At 62.6% G+C, this 22,552-nt stretch carries 20 protein-coding genes; 11 read left to right on the plus strand and 9 right to left on the minus strand.

What is annotated here, in order from left to right; translation table 11 throughout:
* Positions 1-71 precede the first annotated feature (71 nt).
* The 5 genes from RQP54_RS12075 (at position 72) to RQP54_RS12095 (ending at position 5,933) form a co-directional block, all read left to right on the plus strand.
* Entirely contained in the window at positions 72-1,289 is a 1,218-nt protein-coding gene (locus RQP54_RS12075; RefSeq protein WP_315678563.1) for a serine hydrolase, read from the plus strand.
* Positions 1,290-1,330: 41 nt separating this feature from the next.
* Positions 1,331-2,281, plus strand: a complete 951-nt coding sequence (locus tag RQP54_RS12080; RefSeq protein WP_315678566.1) for an AraC family transcriptional regulator ligand-binding domain-containing protein — start codon at positions 1,331-1,333, stop codon at positions 2,279-2,281.
* 94 nt (positions 2,282-2,375) lie between these two features.
* A complete protein-coding gene (locus tag RQP54_RS12085; RefSeq protein WP_315678567.1) occupies positions 2,376-3,077 on the plus strand; it encodes a TetR/AcrR family transcriptional regulator in 702 nt (233 codons plus the stop codon).
* Between the two features lie 266 nt (positions 3,078-3,343).
* Complete coding sequence (locus RQP54_RS12090; RefSeq protein ID WP_315678568.1) at positions 3,344-4,948, plus strand: methyl-accepting chemotaxis protein; 1,605 nt, start codon at positions 3,344-3,346, stop codon at positions 4,946-4,948.
* A 97-nt stretch (positions 4,949-5,045) separates the two neighbouring features.
* Positions 5,046-5,933, plus strand: coding sequence for an alpha/beta hydrolase (locus tag RQP54_RS12095; protein WP_315678569.1), 888 nt, complete (start codon positions 5,046-5,048; stop codon positions 5,931-5,933).
* Between the two features lie 13 nt (positions 5,934-5,946).
* On the opposite strand, the gene RQP54_RS12100 is transcribed toward RQP54_RS12095, so the two are convergent.
* Entirely contained in the window at positions 5,947-7,965 is a 2,019-nt protein-coding gene (locus tag RQP54_RS12100; RefSeq protein ID WP_315678570.1) for a U32 family peptidase, read from the minus strand.
* An 84-nt stretch (positions 7,966-8,049) separates the two neighbouring features.
* On the opposite strand from RQP54_RS12100, the gene RQP54_RS12105 reads away from it, so the two are divergent.
* Positions 8,050-8,790: a heparan-alpha-glucosaminide N-acetyltransferase gene (locus RQP54_RS12105; protein ID WP_315678571.1), complete on the plus strand. Its 741-nt coding sequence runs from the start codon at positions 8,050-8,052 to the stop codon at positions 8,788-8,790.
* A gap of 25 nt (positions 8,791-8,815) precedes the next feature.
* Here RQP54_RS12105 and RQP54_RS12110 read toward each other — a convergent pair whose 3' ends face one another.
* The 8 genes from RQP54_RS12110 to RQP54_RS12145 all read right to left on the minus strand — a co-directional run bounded on the left by RQP54_RS12110 (position 8,816) and on the right by RQP54_RS12145 (position 14,435).
* Positions 8,816-9,565: a transporter substrate-binding domain-containing protein gene (locus tag RQP54_RS12110; RefSeq protein WP_315678572.1), complete on the minus strand. Its 750-nt coding sequence runs from the start codon at positions 9,563-9,565 to the stop codon at positions 8,816-8,818.
* A 93-nt stretch (positions 9,566-9,658) separates the two neighbouring features.
* Entirely contained in the window at positions 9,659-9,985 is a 327-nt protein-coding gene (locus RQP54_RS12115) for a hypothetical protein (RefSeq protein ID WP_315678573.1), read from the minus strand.
* Between the two features lie 155 nt (positions 9,986-10,140).
* Positions 10,141-10,914, minus strand: a complete 774-nt coding sequence (locus RQP54_RS12120; protein ID WP_315678574.1) for a peptidylprolyl isomerase — start codon at positions 10,912-10,914, stop codon at positions 10,141-10,143.
* Positions 10,915-10,950: 36 nt separating this feature from the next.
* Positions 10,951-11,220 carry a BolA family protein gene (locus RQP54_RS12125; protein ID WP_315678575.1) on the minus strand — a complete coding sequence of 90 codons (270 nt, stop codon included), beginning with the start codon at positions 11,218-11,220 and terminating at the stop codon, positions 10,951-10,953.
* Positions 11,217-11,771, minus strand: a complete 555-nt coding sequence (locus RQP54_RS12130; RefSeq protein WP_315678576.1) for a septation protein A — start codon at positions 11,769-11,771, stop codon at positions 11,217-11,219. Before RQP54_RS12130 ends, RQP54_RS12125 begins: the two co-directional genes overlap by 4 nt.
* Positions 11,768-12,175 carry a peptide-methionine (R)-S-oxide reductase MsrB gene (msrB, locus tag RQP54_RS12135; protein WP_315678577.1) on the minus strand — a complete coding sequence of 136 codons (408 nt, stop codon included), beginning with the start codon at positions 12,173-12,175 and terminating at the stop codon, positions 11,768-11,770. Before msrB ends, RQP54_RS12130 begins: the two co-directional genes overlap by 4 nt.
* A 20-nt stretch (positions 12,176-12,195) precedes the next feature.
* Positions 12,196-13,692, minus strand: coding sequence for a protein adenylyltransferase SelO (locus RQP54_RS12140; protein WP_315678578.1), 1,497 nt, complete (start codon positions 13,690-13,692; stop codon positions 12,196-12,198).
* 44 nt (positions 13,693-13,736) lie between these two features.
* Complete coding sequence (locus tag RQP54_RS12145) at positions 13,737-14,435, minus strand: Crp/Fnr family transcriptional regulator (protein WP_315678579.1); 699 nt, start codon at positions 14,433-14,435, stop codon at positions 13,737-13,739.
* Between the two features lie 187 nt (positions 14,436-14,622).
* Here RQP54_RS12145 and RQP54_RS12150 point away from each other — a divergent pair, with 187 nt between their 5' ends.
* The 5 genes from RQP54_RS12150 (at position 14,623) to RQP54_RS12170 (ending at position 22,544) form a co-directional block, all read left to right on the plus strand.
* Positions 14,623-16,254: a 3-(methylthio)propionyl-CoA ligase gene (locus RQP54_RS12150; protein ID WP_315678580.1), complete on the plus strand. Its 1,632-nt coding sequence runs from the start codon at positions 14,623-14,625 to the stop codon at positions 16,252-16,254.
* 145 nt (positions 16,255-16,399) lie between these two features.
* Positions 16,400-18,499, plus strand: coding sequence for a 3-hydroxyacyl-CoA dehydrogenase NAD-binding domain-containing protein (locus tag RQP54_RS12155; RefSeq protein WP_315678581.1), 2,100 nt, complete (start codon positions 16,400-16,402; stop codon positions 18,497-18,499).
* 38 nt (positions 18,500-18,537) lie between these two features.
* Positions 18,538-19,713: an acetyl-CoA C-acyltransferase gene (locus RQP54_RS12160; RefSeq protein WP_315678582.1), complete on the plus strand. Its 1,176-nt coding sequence runs from the start codon at positions 18,538-18,540 to the stop codon at positions 19,711-19,713.
* A 132-nt stretch (positions 19,714-19,845) separates the two neighbouring features.
* On the plus strand, positions 19,846-20,610 hold the full coding sequence (locus RQP54_RS12165; protein WP_315678583.1) for a hypothetical protein: 765 nt from the start codon (positions 19,846-19,848) through the stop codon (positions 20,608-20,610).
* 86 nt (positions 20,611-20,696) lie between these two features.
* Positions 20,697-22,544 (plus strand): acyl-CoA dehydrogenase, encoded by a 1,848-nt coding sequence (locus RQP54_RS12170; protein ID WP_315678584.1) that lies wholly within the window; start codon positions 20,697-20,699, stop codon positions 22,542-22,544.
* Positions 22,545-22,552 lie beyond the last annotated feature (8 nt).

Raw genomic sequence — 22,552 nt, forward strand, 5'->3', positions numbered from 1 at the left:
AATAGAACCCAGGGACCAAGCCACCAACGGTTTGGCCCGAGAGTCCTATCTTTGATGCAGGAGACAACAACATGCGTTTGCTTCCCCGTTCGCGCCTGGGGCGCGGTGTTCTGGCCGCGGTAGCGGCGGTGGTACTGTGGCAAGGTGGCCACTTTGGCCTGCGCTACTGGCAATTCGACACCCTGTTCCGTGCCGACCGCATCGTGGAGAACTTCCGCTCCATGCCCCAGTATTTCAACTCCATCGCCATGCACAACAGCGGTGAGGTGCTTCCCTGGGCCGTGGCAGAAAAGCCCCTGCCAGAGAAGTTCCTGTTCCAGGGCAAGGACTACCGCCTGCAGGATTGGATTGCCAGCACCGGCACCACGGGCCTGATGGTGGTGGCCGACGGCAAGGTGGCGTTCGAGCAGTACTACCAGGGCAACACGGCGCAGACCGAAGCCATCTCCTGGTCGCTGGGAAAATCCTTCGTGTCCTCCCTCATCGGCTTTGCCGTGGCCGATGGTTCCATCAAGAGCTTGCGTGACCCGGTGAGCGACTATGTGCCGCTGCTCAAGGGCGGCGGCTACGAAGGTGTGCCCATCCAGGACGTGCTGGAAATGTCCTCGGGCATCGACTTCGACGAGGACTATGCCAACCCCGATGCGGGCATCAACGTGCTGGGCCAGCGCATCTTCCTGGGCCAGACCACCAACGACTGGGTCGCCCAGCGCAAGCGTGCCAAGGCGCCGGGCACCGAGCACCACTACATCAGCATCGATACGCAGGTGCTGGGCATGGTGCTCGAAGCCGCCACGGGCAAGAGCGTGGCGCAGTACATGCAGGAAAAGCTCTGGTCCCGCATGGGGGCGGAGGGCGATGCGCGCTGGGTGACCGATGCCCATGGTGCCGTGCTGGCGTTTGCCGGGCTCAATGCCCGCCTGCGTGACTACGCCCGCTTCGGCCAGCTCTATCTGGACGGCGGGCGCAATTTGCGCGGCGAGCAGGTCTTGCCCGAACAATGGGTACGTACCTCGGTCAAGCCGCGCACGGCTTACCTTCAGCCCGGCCGCACGGTGGAGGAGGGCAACCCGCGCCTGGGCTATGCCTACCAGTGGTGGGTACCCCAAGGGGACGAGGGCGAATTCACGGCCATCGGGGTCTATGGCCAGTTCATCTACGTGAACCCGACGCGCCGGATCGTCATTGCCAAGAACTCGGCCTACGTGGACTACAACAAGGACGGCACGCAGATGGAGTACCAGAGCATCGAAGCCTTCCGCGCCATTGCCCGTGCGATGCGGCCCTGACGCCCACCTAGAGCGCAAACAAAATGGCCGCCATTCCGGTAATGCAGCACTCCATCGACTGGGATTACGGTCTGCGGCCCTTGCAGCAGTACCTGGCCCAACATGCGCCGCACTTGCATCCCCCCGCAGGCCTGAATAGCGAACAGCTGTACGCTTGGCTGGCCCGCCATACTGCAGAGGCTACGCAGGGGCTACAGGTGGGCCAGTGCTATCGCATCACCGACTACGGCCCCGTCAGTCTGGCCATGCTCTGTGCCCAAGACCTTGGGCAGGCGGTACAGGTGGTCGCTGCCCACCTGCTGGAGTTCAACAGCCACCTCGCCCGCTTTGACATGTCTCACCAGGCCGGTGAAACCGTGGTGGAAGTCCAGTTTCGTCCTGACGTGCTTATCGCTGAGGCAGTTCTGCGCTTCCACGCCAACGTAATGGCCGCAGCCACGCTGCGCCTTGTAGCCGATCTGGTGGGTGAACGCCGCTGCCTGCGTCGCCTCGTGCTGCCCCTGCAGCCGGCCAACCCGGACTTCGAAGCCTTTTTCCGGGTACCGGTGGCGCTGCAAGGTGCCGGGGTGCGTTTCCATTTCGAGGGGGATGTGCTGCAGTGGCCCATTCCCACTGCCAACGCCGCCACTTTCGAGGCTGCGCTGCAGGCCTGCGGCAGCCAGCTTGGCGCCCGCCTGGAGCAGGCCTTGGGCGGCACGGCCCAGCGGGTAGCGCAGCTGTTGGGCTCTTGCGCCCATGCCTTGCCGAACATGGAGGCTGCGGCCGCCCACCTGCACCTGTGCGAACGCACCCTGCGCAGGCGCCTCGCGGCCGAAGGCACCACCTACCGCGCCCTGCTGGACGATGCCCAGTGGCGGCGAGCCTCGGTGCTGCTGGCGCAGCCGGGCGCGACGGTGCCCTACGTGGCGGGGCAGTTGGGCATTGCCAACCCGGCCACCTTGCGCGCGCTCCTGCGGCGGCGCGCGCAGCATCCGCAAACGTCGGTAGATTGAGGTCAGTGGCAGCGCCTTTTCAACGGGTCCGTACGCCGGAGGGGAAATCGTCAGGTATACGTCTGGATTCTTCGGCACACTGGACAATTCGACCATGGACGATGCGATGAAGAATCAAGCAGGGATGGATTGCGGCGACATGCCGGGCAAGGATGGCGTGCCGTCACGGCAACGGCGTGTGTCCCAGAGCGACCGGGATTTGCTCAAGGCGCAACTCGAGCGCGCAGCGTTCTCGCTCTTTCTAGAAGGCGGCAGCAAGGCCATTAGCCTGCGTGCCGTCGCCCGCGCCGCAGGGGTGTCGGCGATGACGCCCTATGGCTATTTTTCCAGCAAGGCGGATTTGCTGGCTTCGTTGTGGCCGCATATCCTGGGGCGGTTATTCGACATACTTGAACCGATTTTTGATGCGCCCATGGAGGCCAGGCAAAAGCAGGGCTTGGTTTGTGAGGCCATCCTCGACTACTGGGAACAGCACCCGGAACACTACCGCATCGTGTACATGACGGAGGGCGTTTCGCCCGATGCGTCGTTGGAGCAGCGGGCCAAGGTACCACGTTATCGTGCATCGCTAGAGAAGAATCTGGCCACGACCACCGGGTTTGCCTGCGACATCGGCGCCGACCCGTCGAAGGCAGCCATGGCCAACGACATGCGTTTCGCCATGCTATTGGGTTTTGCCCATGCGACGGTCGTCACCCGTCATTTTCCCTGGACCGATCGGCAGCGCCTGAAGCGCCACTATGTCGAGCAGGTGGTGCGCTCCATGGAGGAGTTCCTTCTTCGCAAGGACACCTGAGCGCGGCTTGCGGGTACTTGCAGCACGATTCTCCTGAAGTCAGCAACGAGTGAGTTTGCTCATTTCGGTTTTTTATTTCTCTTTCGCTTTACGCGTAAACTAGATGTCGCGCAGTCAACCTTCCAGCGTGGAGGCAAGGCTGCGCAGCTGTGTACGGGCCATGCCAGCGCCGTGGGGTTGGTATGGCGCCATCGGTAGCACAGCCCTTCAACACAAGCGGTTGAAGTCAGGAACCAGATGACAAAACGCAGGAGCGATAGAGAACAATGAAGAACCTCAATATTGGTGTACGTCTGGGCATGGGATTTGCGTTGGTGCTCCTTTTGGGCACACTGGTCGGTCTGATGTCCATCAACCGCCTGGCGGTGGTCAACGGGGCAACGGAAGACATTGCCACCAATTGGCTCGTAGCCACACGGGCGCTGGGTGCTTACCGCAAAGCGGTCTTTGACATACGCCTGGCTGAAGCGAGCCACGCGATGGCCAACAAGGAAGAGCAGTTCGCAGAGGCAGAGAAACGCATTGCAGAGGGTAAGGCCAAGGCCGCGGAGTTCCTGGAGACCTACGCCAAGACAGTAGTGACTGATGAAGAGCGGCCATTCCTGGAGGCGATCCAGAAGGCAGAAAGAGACTATTACGCCACCCAACCCGCATTTTTAAAGCTATCGCGCGCCTCGGATGGGGTGACCGACGAGCTGCGTGGGGCGTATGGCGGTGCGGCGTCGCAGGCGTTTGCCAACCTCATTGAGGCTATTGGAAAAGATGTGGACTTCCAGACCAAGGGGGCCGATGCGGCCTACCAGCTGTCCCAGAGCACCTACGCCAATACCCGCAATGCCATCATCGGCTTGCTGGTGCTGTCGCTGGCGATTGGATCGGCACTGGCATGGAGCACCACCCGTTCCATCACGGTGCCTGTCACCAAGGCCGTGGCCATGGCGGAGTCGGTCGCTGGCGGCGATCTAACCAACACCGTGCACGTCGAACAGAAGGATGAAATCGGGCGCCTGGTCAATGCACTGTCGGCCATGACCCTCGCCTTGTCCGATGTGGTCGGCAAGGTCCGCAATGGATCGGAGGGCGTGGCCACAGCTGCGTCCGAAATAGCGCAAGGCAACCAGGATTTGTCGTCGCGCACCGAAAGCCAGGCCAGTGCGCTGGAGGAAACGGCGGCGTCCATGGAGGAGCTGTCCTCCACGGTGTCGCAGAATGCCGATGCGGCGCGTCAGGCCAACCAGCTGGCAATGACCGCTTCCACTGTGGCCAGTCGTGGTGGCGCCGTCGTGGCTGAGGTGGTGGAGACCATGAAGGGCATCAATGACGCCTCGCGCAAGATCTCCGACATCATTGCCGTCATCGACGGCATCGCCTTCCAGACCAACATCCTGGCGCTGAATGCTGCCGTGGAGGCCGCGCGTGCCGGGGAACAGGGCCGCGGCTTCGCCGTCGTTGCCTCGGAGGTGCGCAGCCTCGCGGGACGCAGCGCCGAAGCGGCCAAGGAAATCAAGGCGCTGATCAATACCAGCGTCGAGCGGGTAGAAAAGGGGGCACATCTGGTCGATCAGGCCGGCAACACCATGACCGAGATCGTGGATGCCATCAGGAACGTCACCGACCTGATGTCGGAAATCAGTGCCGCCAGCAGCGAACAGGCAGCCGGGGTGAATCAGGTCGGAGAGGCCGTGCAGCAGATGGACCAGGTTACCCAGCAGAATGCCGCCTTGGTGGAACAGATGGCCGCTGCGGCCAGCAGCTTGCGAAGCCAGGCCGACGACCTGGTGAACGTGGTGGCCGTGTTCAAGGTCGATACGGACCGGGCCTCGACCCCGGTTCCCATGCTCGCCGTGTCCAAGCCCCTGTTGGCGCACTGAACGAAGCGCTGGGACGCTCGCCTACACCCCCGCCTGTGGCGGTCGGTAGGGGTAACCGAGCAGCGGAAAGGAGCAGCCCCTTCGCTACACTGCGCCGATGAAAAATCGGTGGAAACTGGCGTTGTGGGGGCTGCTGACCTGTCTCTTGCTGGGTTTGGCTGTGGCCTGCTGGGTCTTCTCCAGCATGGTGCTGCTACCCAAGGTGAACTGCACGGTGCAGCACCATGTGTACTGCGAGTCGCCTGCGCAGGTGAAGCTGGCCTTTGACGAGGTGGCGTTGACCACGTCCGACGGCGTGGGCTTGAGCGCCTGGTGGATGCCCGCGCCGAATGCAAAGAAGGCCATCATCTTCGTGCACGGCCATGGCGGCAGCCGCGCGGAAGGTTTGCGCTTCGCGCCAGCCCTGCATGCGGCGGGCTACCACCTGCTGGCAATCAACCTGCGCCGCAACCATGGCCAATACGCCAGCATGGGCTACCACGAGCGCAAGGACGTGCGCGCTGCGGTGGACTGGGTGCTGCAACAGAAGGGCGTGGAGGGTGTGGCGCTGATGGGCTTTTCCATGGGCGCCGCGACCAGCATCCTGGCCATGGCCGAAGACCCGCGCATCCGGGCTGGGCTGTTCAGCAGCCCCTATGCCAGCACGCTGGATGTCCTGTCCGAGGCAGCAAAACGCGATTTCGGCATTCCGTACTATCCGCTGATTCCGATGGTGGGCGCGGTCATTGACTGGCGCGGCAACATGAAGATCGCAGACACCGTGCCTGAAGCTGTGATCGGCAGCATTGCCCCGCGGCCCGTCATGCTGTACCACTGCGAAACCGACCGCACCACCGACGCCAGCCACTCGCGCCGGTTGTTCGCTGCGGCCAAGGAGCCCAAGGGCTTGTGGGTTCCCGCGTGCGACAAGCACGAGCAGATCTGGAACGCGTTTCCGCAAGAGGCCGAAGCCCGCACGGCGGGCTTCTTCAACAAGAACTTCTGAACGGCCCTGGGGCTCAGTGCCCGAATTCCTGCTTGGGGCGCTTGGCGTAGAACTTCATGGGAACGCCCTGGGCGGCATCAAGCAGCTCCTTGCGGCTCTGGTTGGCCACGCTGGTCTTCATGCGGCCCACCACATGCATCTCGCAGGGCTTGCAGTCAAAGCGCAGCGTGAGCTTTTCCTTGCCGTTGATGAGCTGCAGCGGCTCAGCCTTCACCTGGCCTTGCACCCCGGTCACGCCCTTGGCCTGCTTGGGGCACAGGCTCAGGGAAAAGCGCACGCAGTGCTTGGTGATCATTAGGCTCACTTCGCCCAGTTCCTCGATCGCCTCGTAGGCCGGGGCAATAACCTTCACGCCGTGGGCGGTGTAGAAGTCACGTGCCGCCTGGTTGAACACGTTGGCGAGGTAGCTCAAGGCGTCATCGGGGTAGGGCACCGGCGGCTCCACGGCTACACCGGGCTGCAGGCGCACAAAACCTGCGGCACGGGCAGCTTCCAGCGCGGCCACGGCATCACGGCGCAGCGGGTTCAGGCTGGACGCAGGCACAAAAAGGCCGCTAGCCCGCGTACTATCTGCGTCAATAGCTTCGAAAATGGTAGCGCCCAGCTTGGCCAAGTTGTCTTTTACCGACTTGTCTGCGGCGGCTGCGTCCTTGGCCGGCTCCAGCGCCATGGCGGCTTGGGCGGTGCCGACAAAGCCGTCTTCGTCGGTCAAGGTGAGTGCCAGACCATCGGCAGTGCGCTCCAGCTGCATCCACACGCCGATGCGCCGGTCGCTGCTTTTCTTTTCCAGCACACGGGTCCAGTTGACGTCGCGGTTGCGGTTCACTTCCACACCCTTGCGCAGGTCCTTCAAGCCCGCAATCGGGTCCTTGGGGAACACGCGCCACAGGCCTTTGCTGGCGTTCATCGCCTCGGCGCGGTTGATGGCCAGGCCCACCAGTTCCTTCTGCAGGTCGTAGTAGCACAGGCCGTCGCCATTGCTCAGGGCCTTGGAATGGTCGTTCAGTTCCAGCTCCACGCTGTCGGTGTTGACTTTGGTGACATAGCCGATCGGCTGGCCCGGGTTCTTGGGGCTGTCAAAGGCGCCGATGGTCTCCTGGCGGCCGTTGACGAAGTAATCGGTGAACTCGCGGTTGAAGTTCTGGTCCGGGTCGGGCTCGAAGGTGAAGGTGGTGCGCCCGCTGCTGCTGCGTGCCAGCGGTGCGTCGGTGTACTGCCGGTCTTCGATCAGCTGGTCGAGCAGCTTGCGGTAATGGGCGGTGATGTTCTTCACGTAGCCCATGTCCTTGTAGCGGCCCTCTATCTTGAAGCTGCGGATGCCCGCGTCCACCAGGGCGGCCAGGTTGGCGCTCTGGTTGTTGTCCTTCATCGAGAGCACATGCTTGTCGTGGGCCACGAAGCGGCCCTTGGCGTCGACCACCTGGTAGGGCAGGCGGCAGGCCTGGCCGCACTCGCCGCGGTTGGCGCTGCGACCGGTGTGCGCCGCGCTGATGTAGCACTGCCCGCTGTAGGCTACGCACAGCGCGCCGTGCACGAAGAATTCCAGCGTGCAGCGCTCGGGGTCGGTGGCGGCACGGATGGCGGCAATCTGTTCCAGCGTGAGCTCGCGTGCCAGCACGATCTGGCTTAGACCCACGTCCTGCAGGAAGCGGGCCTTTTCGGGTGTGCGGATGTCGGTCTGGGTACTGGCGTGCAGCTGCAGCGGCGGCATGTCGATGTTCAGCAAGCCCATGTCCTGCACGATCAGGGCGTCCACTCCCGCCTCATACAGCTGCCAGGCCTGCTTGCGCGCCGGCTCCAGCTCGTCGTCACGCAAGATCGTGTTCATGGTGACGAAGATGCGGCTGTTGAAGCGGTGCGCGTGCTGCACCAAGCGGGCGATGTCGGCCACGCTGTTGTCGGCGCTGGAGCGGGCTCCGAACCCGGGGCCGCCGATGTAGACGGCGTCGGCGCCGTGGTTCACGGCCTCGATGCCGATGTCGGCCGTGCGCGCTGGGGCCAGGAGTTCAAGTTGAAAATCGGAGAGAGACATATTTGCAAAGGATGAGGCGCAATTATCCCAGCCGCACCCCACGCCCGCCAGCGCAGGGGCAAGTGCTGCGTACACTCAGCGCCCATGCATTCCTCGCAACGCTTCGACGGCATCGACTCCCTGCGTGGCCTGGCCATGGTGTGGATGACCGTGTTCCACTTCAGTTTCGATTTGGCCAATGCTGGGTACACGCAGCAGAATTTCTATGTCGACCCGGTGTGGACCTGGCAGCGTACCTGCATCCTGAGCCTGTTCCTGCTGTGCGCCGGGGCAGGGCAGGCCATTGCGGTGGCGCAGGGGCAAAGCTGGGGACGCTTCTGGCGCCGCTGGGCCCAGATTGCGGGCTGTGCCTTGCTGGTGAGCCTGGGTTCCTGGTTCATGTTTCCCAAGAGCTACATCCACTTCGGCGTGCTGCACGGCATGGCCGTCATGCTCATCGTGGCGCGCCTCACGGCCGGTTGGGGCCGGTGGCTATGGCTGGCAGGTCTCTTGGCAGTTGCTAGTAAATTCGTAGCTGCCTACGCAATATCCACGGGGGGTATGCCCCAATTCTTCAATGAAAAAGCACTCAATTGGCTGGGTTGGGTAAGCCGCCTACCCATCACCGAAGACTATGTGCCGGTGTTTCCCTGGTTGGGGGTCCTGTGGTGGGGCATGGCTGCCACGCAGTGGTGGCTGCAACGGGGGGGCAGGCCACCCATGGCTTCCTTGCGCCATGTTGCGCCTTTGGGTTGGCTGGGTCGGCACAGCTTGAGCTACTACATGCTGCACCAGCCCATCATGCTGGGTGGCCTCGCCTTGTTTGGGGTGTTGTCGCGGCCCTGAAGCATGCCGCGGTAGTGCCGTGCCCTCAGGGCTTGAGTGCCTTCAGCGTTTGCGCGTACAGCGCTTCGTAGCGGCCCGACTTGCGGAACTTGCCCAAGGCGGCGTTGAATTCATCGCACCACTTCTGCTCCCTGAACGCCATGTGACTGTAGGTGTCGGGAAACAGGGGGTGTATGGCGAACTGGTCTGCCCGTACCGCCGGGTTGCCCAGGATTTTGATGCTGTGCAGGAAGATGTACAAGTCACCCACACTGACGTCGGCCTCGCCCTGTGCCAGCGCACGCGCCTGCATCAGCGGCTGGGCCAGCTCCCGGTAGAGCTTGTCGTCACCAGTACCCACCGCCTGGGCGAAAGACGGCCCCAGAAAGGTCTTGGCTCCTTGGTAGGTTACCACCCGCTTGCCAGCAAGGTCGGCCACCGAGGCCACGGTCAATTGGCGGTCCTTGCGCGTCACGGCGACATCGGTGAAACGAAACACGCCGTCGGTCCTGCAACCCTTGATGTCAGAAGCCGAAAAGATGTTCGCTGCCCCATCCATGGTCCCGTCGTTGAGCGAATGCGCCAAGCGGTAGTTGGACATCTGTGGCACCAGCACCAGCTGGTGCTGCGGCATGAGCGCGAAGACGCCGCGGATGATGTCATTGAACAACCCGGCCGTACCGCGCTCGTCAAAGTAGGGCGGGAAGTTTCCGGTGCCTATGCGCAAGGTATCGGCTCGGGCTTGAACCAGAACCATCAGCGCACACACGATCACGGACCGGAAAAGAAACTTCACGGGGAGGCCTTCAACGACAAAAGACCGGCCCATCATAGTGGTGTCGCCTTGTTTTGCCTACCCCGATAGCTGCTGCAAGCGAATCGTCGATGCCTACAGCGACTCGTCCAACAGCGTAGCCCGCAACTGGCGCAGTCCTGCCGGCATCTTCAGCGTGGCCCGATCCCACCCCTCGATCTCCAGGACCTGCATCAGGCACTGTTCCAAGGCCCTGTGGGCTTGCAGTGCGCTGGCTTCGATGGTGGAGTGCACCTCCGTGTTGTTGCGCAGGTTCTGCATGCAGTCGCGCTGGTAGCGAATCAAGCGACGCAGACTGCGGAGTTCACTGGCGACCTGTCCCGGACATGCACACATGTACACCGCAGCTTCCTCCACAATGGATTCCAATTCATCGTCGGAAAAAACAACTTGCAAGTCCACCGTCATCTCCTGTTCACGGGTTCACGCTGATCCACGGGCTCAGGCAAGCGAGCAACGGTTCCTGGCCCGCATGCGCATGTTCAGCCGGGTAACATGGTACCCAATAAAAAAGCGACCCTTGGGTCGCTTTCCGGGATGGCTGGGTCGGTCGCAGCTTATTCGACCTTGGCCTTCTTCACCAGGTCGTCGCGGAACTTGGCGGCCTTCTGCTGGGGCAGAGCTTGCTGGATCTGGGGCTTCACTTCTTCGAAGCTGGGCAGCTTGATCTCACGCACGTCGTCCAGGCGGATGATGTGGTAGCCGAACTGGCTCTTCACCGGCGTGTCGGTCATCTTGCCCTTGCCCAATGCGACCATGGCGTCCGAGAACTCCTTCACGTAGTTGCTGGGAGCAGCCCAGTCCAAGTCTCCGCCATTGGCGCCGGAGCCCGGGTCCTTGGACAGTTTCTTGGCCAGGTCCTCAAACTTCTTGCCCTTCTTGATTTGGGCGATGATGTCCTTGGCCTGCTCTTCTTTTTCCACCAGGATGTGGCGGGCGCGGTATTCCTTGCCACCGTTGGCGGCGGCCCACTTGTCGTACTCGGCCTTGACTTCTTCGTCGGAGACGGGGTTGTTCTTGATGAAGTCGTTGAACAGCTCGTTGATCAGCAAGACCTGCTTGGCGTTTTCGACCTGGGCCTTGTAGCTGTCGCTGGCATCCAGGCCACGGGCCTGGGCTTCCTGGGCCAGGATTTCCAGGGTGATGGCTTCCTGGCGCAGTTCATCGGGGTTGACCGGACGACCCGCACGGGCCTTCTGGGCTGCCAGGGCGTCCAGGCGGGTCTTGGGAACGGCCTTGCCGTTCACGATGGCCACGTTTTGCGCCATGGCTGCCGGAGCAGCAGCCACCAGGAAACCGGCGGCGAGGGCGGTCAACACATACTTTTTCATGCGGGGTCCTTCAAGGGAAATACGAAAAAATCGAATTCAAGGCTCTGTGGCCTCGATGGCCAGCGCGTGCACGCCCTGGGCGATGTACTCTTGGAGTGAATCATACACAAGGCGGTGCCGTGCCACGCGGCTCATTCCTGTGAATTTGTGTGAAGCTATCCGCACCCGGAAATGGGTGCCGAAACCCGTGCCGTTGGCACCGGCGTGACCGGCATGCTGGTAGCTTTCGTCGATCACTTCAACGCGCTCCGGTTCAATGGATTGCTGCAGGTGGGCCTGCATGCGTTGGGCCAGATCCTTGCTCATGGTTGTTCCGTGTCGTGGGCCTTGTCGGCCGATCGGATGTGCGGGGCAATGTAGAACCCTTGCCCGATGATGAATGCCAGCGGCAGGAAATAGCCCCATAGCTTGAAGCTGACCCATTGCTCGGTCGTGAAATTCAGCACCACGAAACCGTTGAGCGCTGCCATGAACAGGCTGTAGACAATCCAGGCCAGGTTCAGCTTCCGCCACACCCCCTCAGGCAAGTCGAGTTGGCTACCCAACAGCAACTGCAGCACGTTCTTGCGCATGCCCCACAAGGCCCACGCCAGCGCCAGGGCCATGAACGCATACAGCACGGTGGGCTTCCATTTGATGAACCGGTCGTCATGAAACGCCAGCGTGAGAGCGCCGAAACCCAGCACCATCAGCAGCGTGATCTTGTGCATGGGTTGCAACTTGCGGTCCATGGCGTAGATCACCAGCATCTGCACCATCGTGGCGACCATGAGCACGCCGGTGGCAACGTAAATGTCGTGAAGCTTGTAGGCGCCGAAAAACAGCAGGATGGGGAGGAAGTCGATCAGGGTTTTCATTCAGGCGTGAAGTGTAGCGAAGCCGAATTCATGCAGTAGCGCAAGCCCGTGGGGGCCGGACCGTCTTCGAACACATGTCCCAGATGGGCACCGCACTGGCTGCACACCGTCTCCACCCGCACCATGCCGTGGCTGCGGTCAATGATTTCCGTGATGGCTCCTGGCCTGGCCTGCGAAAAGCTGGGCCAGCCACAGCCGGCGTCGAACTTGGTGTCGGACGCGAACAAGGTGTTGCCACAGCAGATGCAGTGGTAGCGACCGGGCTCCCAGTGGGTTTCGTACTTGCCCGTGAAGGGGCGTTCGGTCGCCGCGTGGCGGGTCACCTCAAAGGCCCGTGGTTCGGCGCCTTTGGCGGCCAACTCGGCCTGCCACTCGGCTTCAGTCTTCTGGATCGGAAAGCCCATGGATACCTCCTTTCAAGGGTTCAGGAACTGCAGGAGAGCGAAATCTGCGCGGCCCAGTCGGGGGCACTGTGGGCCCATTCGGCTTGCGCAGGATGTTCGTCGTAGGGCGCGGCCAAAACTTTCAGCAAATCGTTCACCACCGAGAAATCTCCTGTCTCGGCACGCTCGATGGCCTGTTGTGCCATGTAGTTGCGCAGCACGAAGCGGGGGTTGGTTCTGGCCATCAAACTGGCATCGGGCCCTTGTCCGAATTGTGCATGCAGCTCTGAAAACGATAGCAGCCAGGATTCCATGCCGCCGCGGTCAACCACATGGTCCAGCAGTTCGGTCGTCTGCCCGGTGCGGGCGAAATCAGTGAGGCGTCGCCAGAACACGGTGTAGTCCATGCGTTCGGCGGCCAGCAGGTGCAGCAGGCTGTTGATGCACTCGCGCAGCGGCCCCTGTGGCGGCGGGGTGCCAAAGCCCAACTTGCGCGCCATGGCGGCTTCGAAATGGGCGGGGTAGGCGGTCTTGAAACGGTCGAGCGCCGCAATGGCGGCATCGGAATCCCCAATGAGCGGCAACAGTGCCTGGCCCAGCGCCATGAGGTTCCAGTACGCGACCGAGGGCTGCCTGGAAAACGCGTAGCGACCTTGGCTGTCCGAATGGTTGCAGATGTGGGCCGGATCGAACCCGTCCATGAACTGGAACGGCCCGTAGTCGATGGTGAGCCCCAGGATGCTCATGTTGTCGGTGTTCATGACCCCATGGCAAAAGCCCACCGACTGCCACAGCGCCACCATGGCAGCGGTGCGCTCAGCCACCTCCCCGAGCATGGCGGCAACTGGGTTGGCCTGTGTGCGGCAATGGGGGTAGAAATGGTCCAGTACAAAATCGGTCAGCTGGCGCAGTTCGTCGTGGAGACCGTGGTGGCTGAAGTGCTCGAAGTGGCCGAAGCGGATGAAGCTGGGCGCCAGCCGGGTGACTACCGCCGCGGTTTCGGCCGCTTCCCGGTACACCGGTTGCGGCGAGCCCACCACACACAGCGCCCGGGTGGTCGGAATGCCCAGTGCGTGCATGGCCTCACTGGCCAGGAACTCGCGGATGCTGGAGCGCAGCACTGCGCGCCCGTCGCCCATGCGCGAGAAGGGCGTGCGCCCGGCACCTTTGAGCTGTACTTCCACCGAAGGCGTGTCATGCAGGTGCGGTGTGGCGAGCTCGCCCAGAAGCAGGGCGCGACCATCCCCGAGCTGGCCGGCCCAGACGCCGAACTGGTGCCCGCTGTAGACCGTAGCCACGGCGTGCATTCCCGGCACCTGCGTGTTGCCGGCAAAAACCTGCAGCGCATGGTCACTGAACAGGGTGTCGGGATCTGCCCCCAGCCACTGGGCGGCCTGTGGGCTGCGGGCCACCCACACGGGTTGGGGCAGGGGTTGGACCGGGGGCGATGCATGGAAAGCATCGCCGAGGCGGGCAAAGCGGTTGATCCAGGTCTGCGCAGGCAGGGCAGACGCCAAGGTGGGTTCAGGGGCGGACATGACCGCATTGTCCGGCCCACAGCCCAACACTGTGGCGTGTCTGGTTATTCCGCTGGCGTTTCCACGCCGCGGCCCTGCACGCAGGCCAGCAAGGCTGCATCGTCCAGCACCGTCATGCGGTTCTGGGCCAACCGCACGATGCCACGCTGCTCCAGTTGTTTGAGGGTGCGGTTGGCAGTCTGGCGCGCCATGCCTGCCAGACTGGCCAACTCATCCTGGGAGAGTTCCAGTACTCGACCGGGGCGCGATCCCATGCGTCGCAGCGCCAGCGCCAGACGCTGCTCCACGCTGCCAGTGCGTCCGGTGTGGATGACCGCCATGGCCTGCCCGAGCTTCTGGTTGAGCTCGTCGATGACGGCGCGGTTGAAGTGCATGGATTCGCGTAGAAGTCGGTCGAACATGGTTGCGGGAAGGCAAGCCAACTCGGTATCGCGCAGCGCCACCACCCGGTACTGCCGTGTTTCCTGCTTCAGTAGCGCGCCTTCTCCAAACCAGGCTCCGTCATCCAATCCCGCAAAGGTGGAGTGCTGCGTGCCGTGCAGACTTTCAATCTTGACCAGTCCGCGCACCACGCCGCACCAGCATTCGACGGGTTCATTGGCGGAAAAAACCGTTTCGCCCTTGGCGGCGCTCAGGGACTCGGTACACGCCAGCACCTCGCGCTGCATGGTCACAGGCAAGGGCCGAAACCAGGGCTGGCAGGACAGGAAGCGTTCGAGGCGAAGGGCAGGGGTGGACAGCATGGATGGACTCAACCGGTAACTGGCCAGGGCAGGAACGAGGCGCCTGGCTATCCAGGGGCCGACGGGCTTCCATCAGCCTGTCGTTTGGGCGACAGGTATTGAAGCAATTCACGCGGCGTCTGATACTGTGCGATTGTGACCCGACCTGCGGGTCGGTACTGTCCCACCCATTACAGGAGATGTTCGCATGCTGGGTCTGATGCAAAGCCACGAATTGTTGATTTCATCGCTGCTGGTGTTCGCCGAACGCCACCACGGCGAAGGCGAAATCGTTTCGCGCCGGGTGGAAGGCGACATTCACCGCTACACCTACAAGGACCTGGGGGTGCGTGCACGCAAGGTGGCCAATGCCATCGAGGGCATGAAGCTGGGCTTCAGCGACCGCGTGGCCACCCTGGCCTGGAATGGCTACCGCCACCTGGAGCTGTACTTCGGCGTGAGCGGCTCGGGGCGCGTGCTGCATACCCTGAACCCGCGTCTGCACCCTGACCAGGTGGTCTGGATCGCCAACCATGCCGAAGACCAGGTGCTGTGCTTCGACATGAGCTTCCTGCCCATCGTGCAGGCCGTGCACAGCCGCTGCACCACCATCAAGCACTATGTGGCCTTGTGCGACGCCGACAAGCTGCCTGCTGACACCGGCATTCCCAACCTGGTGAGCTACGAGGCCTGGATCGGTGGCCAAAGCGACCAGTACGAATGGCCCAGTTTCGATGAGAACTCGGCATCGAGCATGTGTTACACCAGTGGTACTACCGGCAACCCCAAGGCGGCGCTGTACAGCCACCGATCCACCATGCTGCATGCGCTGGCAGGGGCACTGCCCGACGCACTGAGCATGAGCTCGCGTGACACGGTGCTGCCGGTGGTGCCCATGTTCCACGTCAACGCCTGGGGCTTGCCGTATTCGGCCGCCATGACCGGGGCCAAGCTGGTGTTCCCTGGCCCGGCCATGGACGGCAAGTCGATCTACGAGCTCATCGAAGGCGAAAAGGTGAACTTCGCGGCCGGTGTGCCCACCGTGTGGCAGATGATGCTGGGTCACATGCAGGCGAACAATCTGCGCTTCTCCACGCTCAAGCGCACGGTTATCGGCGGCTCGGCCTGCCCGCCGGCCATGATCACTGCCTTCAACGACCAGTACGGCGTGGAAGTGCTGCACGCCTGGGGCATGACCGAAATGTCGCCGTTGGGCACGGTCTGCACGCTCAAGAACAAGCACCTGAACCTGGACGCCGATGCCAAGATGAAGATCCGGCTGAAGCAGGGCCGGGCGGTGTTCGGGGTGGACATCAAGATCGTCGACCCCGATACGGGCAAGGACCTGCCGTGGGACGGCAAGGCCTTCGGCGACCTGTACGTGCGCGGCCCCTGGATCATCAGCGAATACTTCAAGCACGAAGGCGGCGATGTGCTGACCGATGGCTGGTTCCATACCGGCGACGTGGCCACCATCGACCCCGATGGCTACATGCAGATCACCGACCGCAGCAAGGACGTCATCAAGTCCGGCGGCGAATGGATCAGCTCGATCGACGTGGAGAACATTGCCATGGCCCACCCGGCAGTGGCAATGGCGGCGTGCATTGGCATGAAGCACCCCAAGTGGGACGAGCGCCCGATCATTGCGGTGGTCAAGAAGCCGGCCATGGACGTGACACGCGAGGAGCTGTTGGCCTTTTTCGAAGGCAAGACGGCCAAATGGCAGATCCCCGACGACGTGGTGTTCGTGGAAGCCATACCGCTCGGCGCCACCGGCAAGATGCAGAAGACCAAGCTGCGCGAGCTGCTCAAGGACTACCGCCTGCCCGGCGTCTGACCCTTCTTTGGGTGCCGCCCTGTGCGGGCGGCAGCCCTTTCATCAGGGTTTGTCCCAGTCGTGACATCGGCCCTGTTCACACCTCCGAATTCCCCCCTACAATCAAAAAAGAACGATCGTTCTATTTTTAAAGAGGATTGACCACATGACAGCGCAATACCAAGTCCAGGGCGACATCGCCGTGATTACGTTGAACAATCCGCCCGTCAACGGGCTGGGCCTGTCCACCCGCCAGGGTATCGCAGACGGCATGTCCAAGGCCAATGCCGATGCCGCCGTGAAGGCCATCGTCATCACCGGTGCCGGCAAGGCATTCTCCGGCGGCGCCGACATCAAGGAGTTCGGCAAGCCTACGGCCATGCAGGAACCCAACCTCAACAGCGTGATCGGCGTGCTGGAAAACTCCTCCAAGCCGGTGGTTGCTGCCATCCACACCGTGGTGATGGGTGGCGGTCTGGAACTGGCGCTGGGTTGCCACTACCGTGTGGTCGCCCCTGGCACCGGCGTGGCCCTGCCCGAAGTGAAGCTGGGCCTGCTGCCCGGTGCTGGCGGCACGCAGCGCCTGCCACGCGTGCTGGGCGTGGAACCCGCCCTGAACATGATCGTCAGCGGTGAGACCATCAAGAGCGAAATGCTGGCCATGGCCCCGGGCCAAAAGCTGTTCGACAAGATGGCTGCCTCGGCAGAGTCGGTGCTCGAAGAAGCCATTGCCTTTGCCCGCGAGAAGGCCGATGTGCGCCCCCTGCCGCTGGTGCGTGACCTCAAGTGCAAGCACCCCCAGGGTGACGCCTACTTCCAGTTCGCCCGCAACATGGTCAAGGGCATGAGCAAGAACTTTCCCGCCCCGACCAAGTGCGTGGACGCGGTGGAAGCCGCCACCAAGAAGAAGTTCGATGAAGGCATGGCCGTCGAGCGAGAGATCTTCATCAACCTGATGTGGACTGCCGAGAGCCGCAGCCTGCGCCACCTGTTCCTGTCCGAGCGCGCCGCGTCCAAGATTCCCGATGTGCCTTCCGACACACCGGTGCGCGCCATCAACTCGGTGGCCGTCATCGGCGCCGGCACCATGGGTGGCGGCATTGCCATGAACTTCCTGAACGCCGGCATCCCCGTGAAGATGCTGGAAATGAAGCAGGAAGCGCTGGACCGCGGCATTGCCACCATCCGCAAGAATTACGAAGCCCAAGTGGCCAAGAAAAAGCTCAAGCAGGACAAGTACGAGCAGCGCATGAGCCTGCTCTCCACCACGCTGAGCTACGACGACCTGACCGGCACCGACCTGGTGATCGAAGCCGTGTTCGAGGAGATCGGCGTCAAGGAAGCCGTGTTCAAGGAGCTCGACCGCGTGATGAAGCCCGGTGCCATCCTGGCCTCCAACACCTCCACGCTGGACGTGAACAAGATTGCATCCTTCACCAAGCGCCCCGAAGACGTGGTGGGTCTGCACTTCTTCAGCCCGGCCAACGTGATGAAGCTGCTGGAAGTGGTGCGCGGCGAGAAGACCGCCAAGGACGTGATGGCCACCGTGATGGGCATTGCCAAGAAGATCAAGAAGACCGCCGTGGTCTCCGGCGTGTGCGACGGCTTCATCGGCAACCGCATGATCGAACAGTACGGCCGCCAGGGCGGCTTCCTGCTGGACGAAGGCTGCACCCCCGCGCAAGTGGACAAGGCCATGGAGAAGTTCGGCATGGCCATGGGCCCGTTCCGCATGGGCGACCTGGCCGGCAACGACATCGGCTGGGCCATCCGCAAGCGCCGCTACCAGGAAAAACCCGACATGAAATACAGTAAGACCGCCGACCTGCTGTGCGAGAAGGGCCGCTTCGGCCAGAAAGTGGGCAAGGGCTGGTACGACTACGTCGAAGGCAAGCGCGATGCGATCCCGAACCCGGAAGTGGAGCAGATGATTGCCGACCACCGTGCCGCACTGGGCATCACCCCCCGCAAGATTTCCGACGAGGAAATCGTTCAGCGCCTGGTGTTCGCCCTGGTGAACGAAGCCGCGCACATCTTGGAAGAGGGCATTGCCAACAAGGCCAGCGACATCGACATCGTCTACATCTTCGGCTACGGCTTCCCTCCCCACCGCGGTGGCCCCATGAACTACGCCGACGAAGTGGGCCTGTTCAACGTGGTGCAGGCCATGAACCGCTTCGCGCAGAACCCGCTGGACGACGCCAAGTTCTGGCAACCCGCGCCGCTGCTGGCCCGCCTGGCCGCTGAAGGCAAGACCTTCAACTGAGCCGCCGCCGTTCAAGCCCACAGAATCAAGGAATCACCATGACATCCGCAGTTATTGTTTCTACCGCCCGTACCCCCCTGGCCAAGAGCTGGAAGGGTGCCTTCAACATGACCCACGGTGCCACCCTCGGCGGCCACGCCGTGGAGCACGCCATCCAGCGCGCCGGCATCGAAGCCGGTGAGGTGGACGACGTCATCATGGGCTGTGCCACGCCCGAAGGCGCTACCGGTGCCAACATCGCCCGCCAGATCGCCCTGCGCGCTGGCTGCCCGGTGACCGTGTCGGGCATGACCATCAACCGTTTCTGCTCCTCTGGGTTGCAGACCATCGCCACCGCCGCACAAAGCATCATTTCGGGCCAAGGCGACATCTATGTGGCCGGTGGCGTGGAAGCCATTTCCTGCACCGGTCAGGAAATGAACCAGCACATGCTCAGCGACCCCTGGCTGGTGAAGAACAAGCCCGAGATCTACTGGAACATGCTGCAAACCGCCGAGAACGTGGCCAAGCGCTACAACATCAGCCGCGAAGCCATGGATGAGTACGGTGCCGCCAGCCAGCAGAAGGCCGCTGCCGCTCTGGCCGCCGGCCTGTTCAAGGACGAGATCGCCCCCATCACCGTCACCATGGGCGTGGCCGACAAGGTCATGGGCCTGATGACCAAGCAGGTCACCGTGAGTGATGACGAAGGCATCCGCCCCGGCACCACCTACGACGGCATCAAGGGCCTGCGCTCGGCCGTACCCGGTGGCCTGGTCACCGCGGGCAACGCAAGCCAGTTCTCCGACGGCGGCGGTGCTGTGGTGGTGATGCACGAGAAGCTGGCCGAGCAGAAGGGCCTCAAGCCCCTGGGCCGCTTCCTGGGCTTTGCCGTGGCGGGTTGCGAACCCGACGAGATGGGCATTGGCCCCGTGTTTGCCATCCCCAAGGTGCTCAAGCGCCTGGGTCTGGGCATCAACGACATCGACCTGTGGGAACTCAACGAAGCCTTCGCCGTGCAGGTGCTGTACTGCCGCGACAAGCTGGGCATCCCCGCCGACAAGCTCAACGTCAACGGCGGCGCCATCGCCGTGGGCCACCCCTACGGTGTCTCTGGCCAGCGCCTCACCGGCCACGCCCTCATCGAAGGCAAGCGCCGCGGTGCCAAGCGCGTGTGTATCACCATGTGCATCGGCGGCGGCATGGGCGCTGCCGGGGTGTTTGAGGTACTGTAAGTACCAGCAAGTCGCTACATTCTTTGTAGCTGGCCGCGCTTTCTCCACAGGGGCTGCGCGGCTTTTTTCTGTCAATTTGTCTGCGGTGGGCTAGGATTCATTCATGGTACTGACAAAGCACATTTCCACAACATGATCACCCTACGCGTATTTGCTATCGCTTGGTTTCTCTGTGTTCTCCCCATTCAAGGCAATGCGCGGGCGCCTGTCGACCCGACCGTCCAATCGTTCGTCAAGCGCTGCAACGTTTATGTGAACGCTGAGAATGCCCACAGCTCAGATTTCCTACTGAGTGGCGAAAGAGCAAAGCTAAGGGCCTCTAAGCCCCCCATCTCACTTCATTTGGCGGATTGTGAAAACGCGCACTACAAGATTCGACTGATTAATGGAGGGGTCACTTTCGTCAAATTTGGCTATCCAACGAAGGATGATCCGGATTACAAAGGTGATCAGTACGAATGGGTGCCCGATAGTCAGTCCGACCGGTACTGGCGCTTCGACTTTTTTGGATGGGAGTGGGGCGGATGGTTGCTCGTTGATAAACGAACCGGCAGAAAGATCGAGACGAAGACGGAATGTGGGCGTGGGGAGATAGTCTTCGCAAGGAACTACATCGCGACAATGTGTTCTGGTGCCTATGAAAATCAAGTCGATACCTTGTATATCGCGGATGTTGAACAAGAACCTGTGATGTGGTCAAAAGGAATACAGCAAGGGCTTTGTCCGAACGACGAGCGTTTCTCCCTGCATGAATTTCAATCCCAAAAATCGGGAGCATTTGCCATCGAATACGAGTGTGATTCCGGCAGCAAAGGAAAGGCCAGCTTTAAGGTCGACGATTCAGGCTTGAAGAGCCGTATTCGTGGTGTAAACCGCCTTTGGGAGTGGGACCGGTAGTCGTCACCAACACGACAGAGACGCTTCGCTGTGCGCGCCGGAGTACGCAAGAATGCGGCTCCGGCTTTTTTTCTTCAGGCCCCGCCATGACCCTGCGTACCACCATCGATTTCCTGCTCCACGACTGGCTCCACACCACCGAGCTTGCCGCCCGTGAGCGCTATGCCGACCACAACCGCGAAACCATGGACGCGGTGCTCGACACCTGCGAGCGCATTGCCCGCGAGAAATACGCACCGTTCAACCGGCTGGTGGACGTGGAGGAGCCGCGCACGGTGACGGAGCCCGACGGCAGCCTGCGCGTCGTGCTGCCCCAGGCTTCGCACGATGCCTTCAAGGCATTTGCCGAATCCGGCATGCTCAGCGCCGCGCAGGACTACGACATTGGTGGCATGCAGCTGCCCTACAGCGTGGAGGCGGCGGCCAATGCCTTTTTCTCCTGCGCCTCGGTCGGCATCAACGCCAGCCTGCTGTCGGTGGGCAACGCCAACCTGCTCATGGCGCATGGCACGCCGCTGCAGAAGGAAGTGTTTGCCCTGAACGAGTTTTCCGGGCGCTGGGCCGGCACCATGTGCCTGTCCGAGCCGCAGGCTGGCTCCAGCCTGAGCGACGTGGCCACCCGTGCCGTTCCGGATGGTGCGGACTTTGCCACCGACGCGCTGGGCCCGCGCTACCGCCTCAAGGGCAACAAGATGTGGATCTCCAATGGCGACCACGAGCTGACCGAGAACATCGTTCACCTCGTGCTGGCCAAGATTCCGGACGAGAACGGCAAGCTGGTGCCCGGCACCCGTGGCATCTCGCTCTTCATCGTGCCCAAGAAGCTGGTGGACACACAGGGCCAGCTCACCGGTGTGCGCAACGACGTGGCCCTGGCGGGCCTGAACCACAAGTGCGGCTGGCGCGGCACGACCAACACGCTGCTGAACTTCGGCGAAGGCCAGTTCCCGGTCAACGGGCAAAGCGGCGCCGTGGGTTACCTTGTGGGCCAGCCCGGTAAGGGGCTGCAGTGCATGTTCCACATGATGAACGAGGCGCGCATCGGCGTGGGCATTGCCGCCACCATGCTCGGCCTGGCCGGCTACTACGCATCGCTGGACTACGCCAAGAATAGACCGCAAGGCAGACCCATCACTGGCGCGGGCAAAGATGCAGCTGCGCCTCAAGCTCGCATCATCGAACACGCCGACGTCAAGCGCATGTTGCTGGCCCAGAAGGCCTATGGCGAAGGCGCCTTGGCGCTGGAGCTGTACTGCGCCCGTCTGGTGGACGAGCACCACACCGCCGGTGGCGACGCGGCCGACGAGGCCCGCCTGCTGCTGGAGGTGCTGACCCCCATCGCCAAGAGCTGGCCCAGCGAATGGTGCCTGGAAGCGAATTCGCTCGCCATTCAGATCCACGGCGGCTACGGCTACACGCGTGACTTTCCGGTGGAGCAGTACTGGCGCGATAACCGCCTGAACATGATCCACGAAGGCACGCACGGCATCCAGGCCATGGACCTGCTGGGCCGCAAGGTGCTCATGGAGCAGGGCAGGGGACTGCAGTTGCTGGCGGCACGCGTGCAGGCCACCATTGCCAAGGCGCTGCCTGTGCCCGCATTGGCGGCGCACGCCAAGGCGCTGGGCAAGGCGCTGCAGGACATTGCGGCTGCAACACAGCAGGCCTGGAGCACCGGCCAACCCGAAGAAGCGCTGGCCAATGCCGTGCCCTACATGCAGGCCTTCGGCCACACCGTGTTGGCCTGGATCTGGCTCGATGTGGCGCACGCGGCGCTGCAGCTCGATGCCACCCAGGCACAACCCAGCACGCAGGGGCGTGTAGCGGCCGCGCGCTACTTCTTCCACTACGAGTTGCCCAAGATTGGTGCCTGGCTGTCCGTGGTGGCCAGCCGCGACCCCACCTGCGCGCAGATGGCCGAAGACGCTTTCTGACCCGCGGC

The sequence above is a fragment of the Curvibacter sp. APW13 genome (assembly GCF_032337135.1).
GTDB lineage: Bacteria > Pseudomonadota > Gammaproteobacteria > Burkholderiales > Burkholderiaceae_C > Allorhodoferax.

Excerpts from the sequence above, each read along its gene's own strand:
- RQP54_RS12075 (WP_315678563.1), top strand. The coding sequence starts at position 72 with ATGCGTTTGCTTCCCCGTTCGCGCCTGGGGCGCGGTGTTCTGGCCGCG.
- RQP54_RS12080 (WP_315678566.1), top strand. The coding sequence starts at position 1,331 with ATGCAGCACTCCATCGACTGGGATTACGGTCTGCGGCCCTTGCAGCAG.
- RQP54_RS12085 (WP_315678567.1), top strand. The coding sequence starts at position 2,376 with ATGGACGATGCGATGAAGAATCAAGCAGGGATGGATTGCGGCGACATG.
- RQP54_RS12090 (WP_315678568.1), top strand. The coding sequence starts at position 3,344 with ATGAAGAACCTCAATATTGGTGTACGTCTGGGCATGGGATTTGCGTTG.
- RQP54_RS12095 (WP_315678569.1), top strand. The coding sequence starts at position 5,046 with ATGAAAAATCGGTGGAAACTGGCGTTGTGGGGGCTGCTGACCTGTCTC.
- RQP54_RS12100 (WP_315678570.1), bottom strand. The coding sequence starts at position 7,965 with ATGTCTCTCTCCGATTTTCAACTTGAACTCCTGGCCCCAGCGCGCACG.
- RQP54_RS12105 (WP_315678571.1), top strand. The coding sequence starts at position 8,050 with ATGCATTCCTCGCAACGCTTCGACGGCATCGACTCCCTGCGTGGCCTG.
- RQP54_RS12120 (WP_315678574.1), bottom strand. The coding sequence starts at position 10,914 with ATGAAAAAGTATGTGTTGACCGCCCTCGCCGCCGGTTTCCTGGTGGCT.
- RQP54_RS12125 (WP_315678575.1), bottom strand. The coding sequence starts at position 11,220 with ATGAGCAAGGATCTGGCCCAACGCATGCAGGCCCACCTGCAGCAATCC.
- RQP54_RS12130 (WP_315678576.1), bottom strand. The coding sequence starts at position 11,771 with ATGAAAACCCTGATCGACTTCCTCCCCATCCTGCTGTTTTTCGGCGCC.
- msrB (WP_315678577.1), bottom strand. The coding sequence starts at position 12,175 with ATGGGCTTTCCGATCCAGAAGACTGAAGCCGAGTGGCAGGCCGAGTTG.
- RQP54_RS12140 (WP_315678578.1), bottom strand. The coding sequence starts at position 13,692 with ATGTCCGCCCCTGAACCCACCTTGGCGTCTGCCCTGCCTGCGCAGACC.
- RQP54_RS12145 (WP_315678579.1), bottom strand. The coding sequence starts at position 14,435 with ATGCTGTCCACCCCTGCCCTTCGCCTCGAACGCTTCCTGTCCTGCCAG.
- RQP54_RS12150 (WP_315678580.1), top strand. The coding sequence starts at position 14,623 with ATGCTGGGTCTGATGCAAAGCCACGAATTGTTGATTTCATCGCTGCTG.
- RQP54_RS12155 (WP_315678581.1), top strand. The coding sequence starts at position 16,400 with ATGACAGCGCAATACCAAGTCCAGGGCGACATCGCCGTGATTACGTTG.
- RQP54_RS12160 (WP_315678582.1), top strand. The coding sequence starts at position 18,538 with ATGACATCCGCAGTTATTGTTTCTACCGCCCGTACCCCCCTGGCCAAG.
- RQP54_RS12165 (WP_315678583.1), top strand. The coding sequence starts at position 19,846 with ATGATCACCCTACGCGTATTTGCTATCGCTTGGTTTCTCTGTGTTCTC.
- RQP54_RS12170 (WP_315678584.1), top strand. The coding sequence starts at position 20,697 with ATGACCCTGCGTACCACCATCGATTTCCTGCTCCACGACTGGCTCCAC.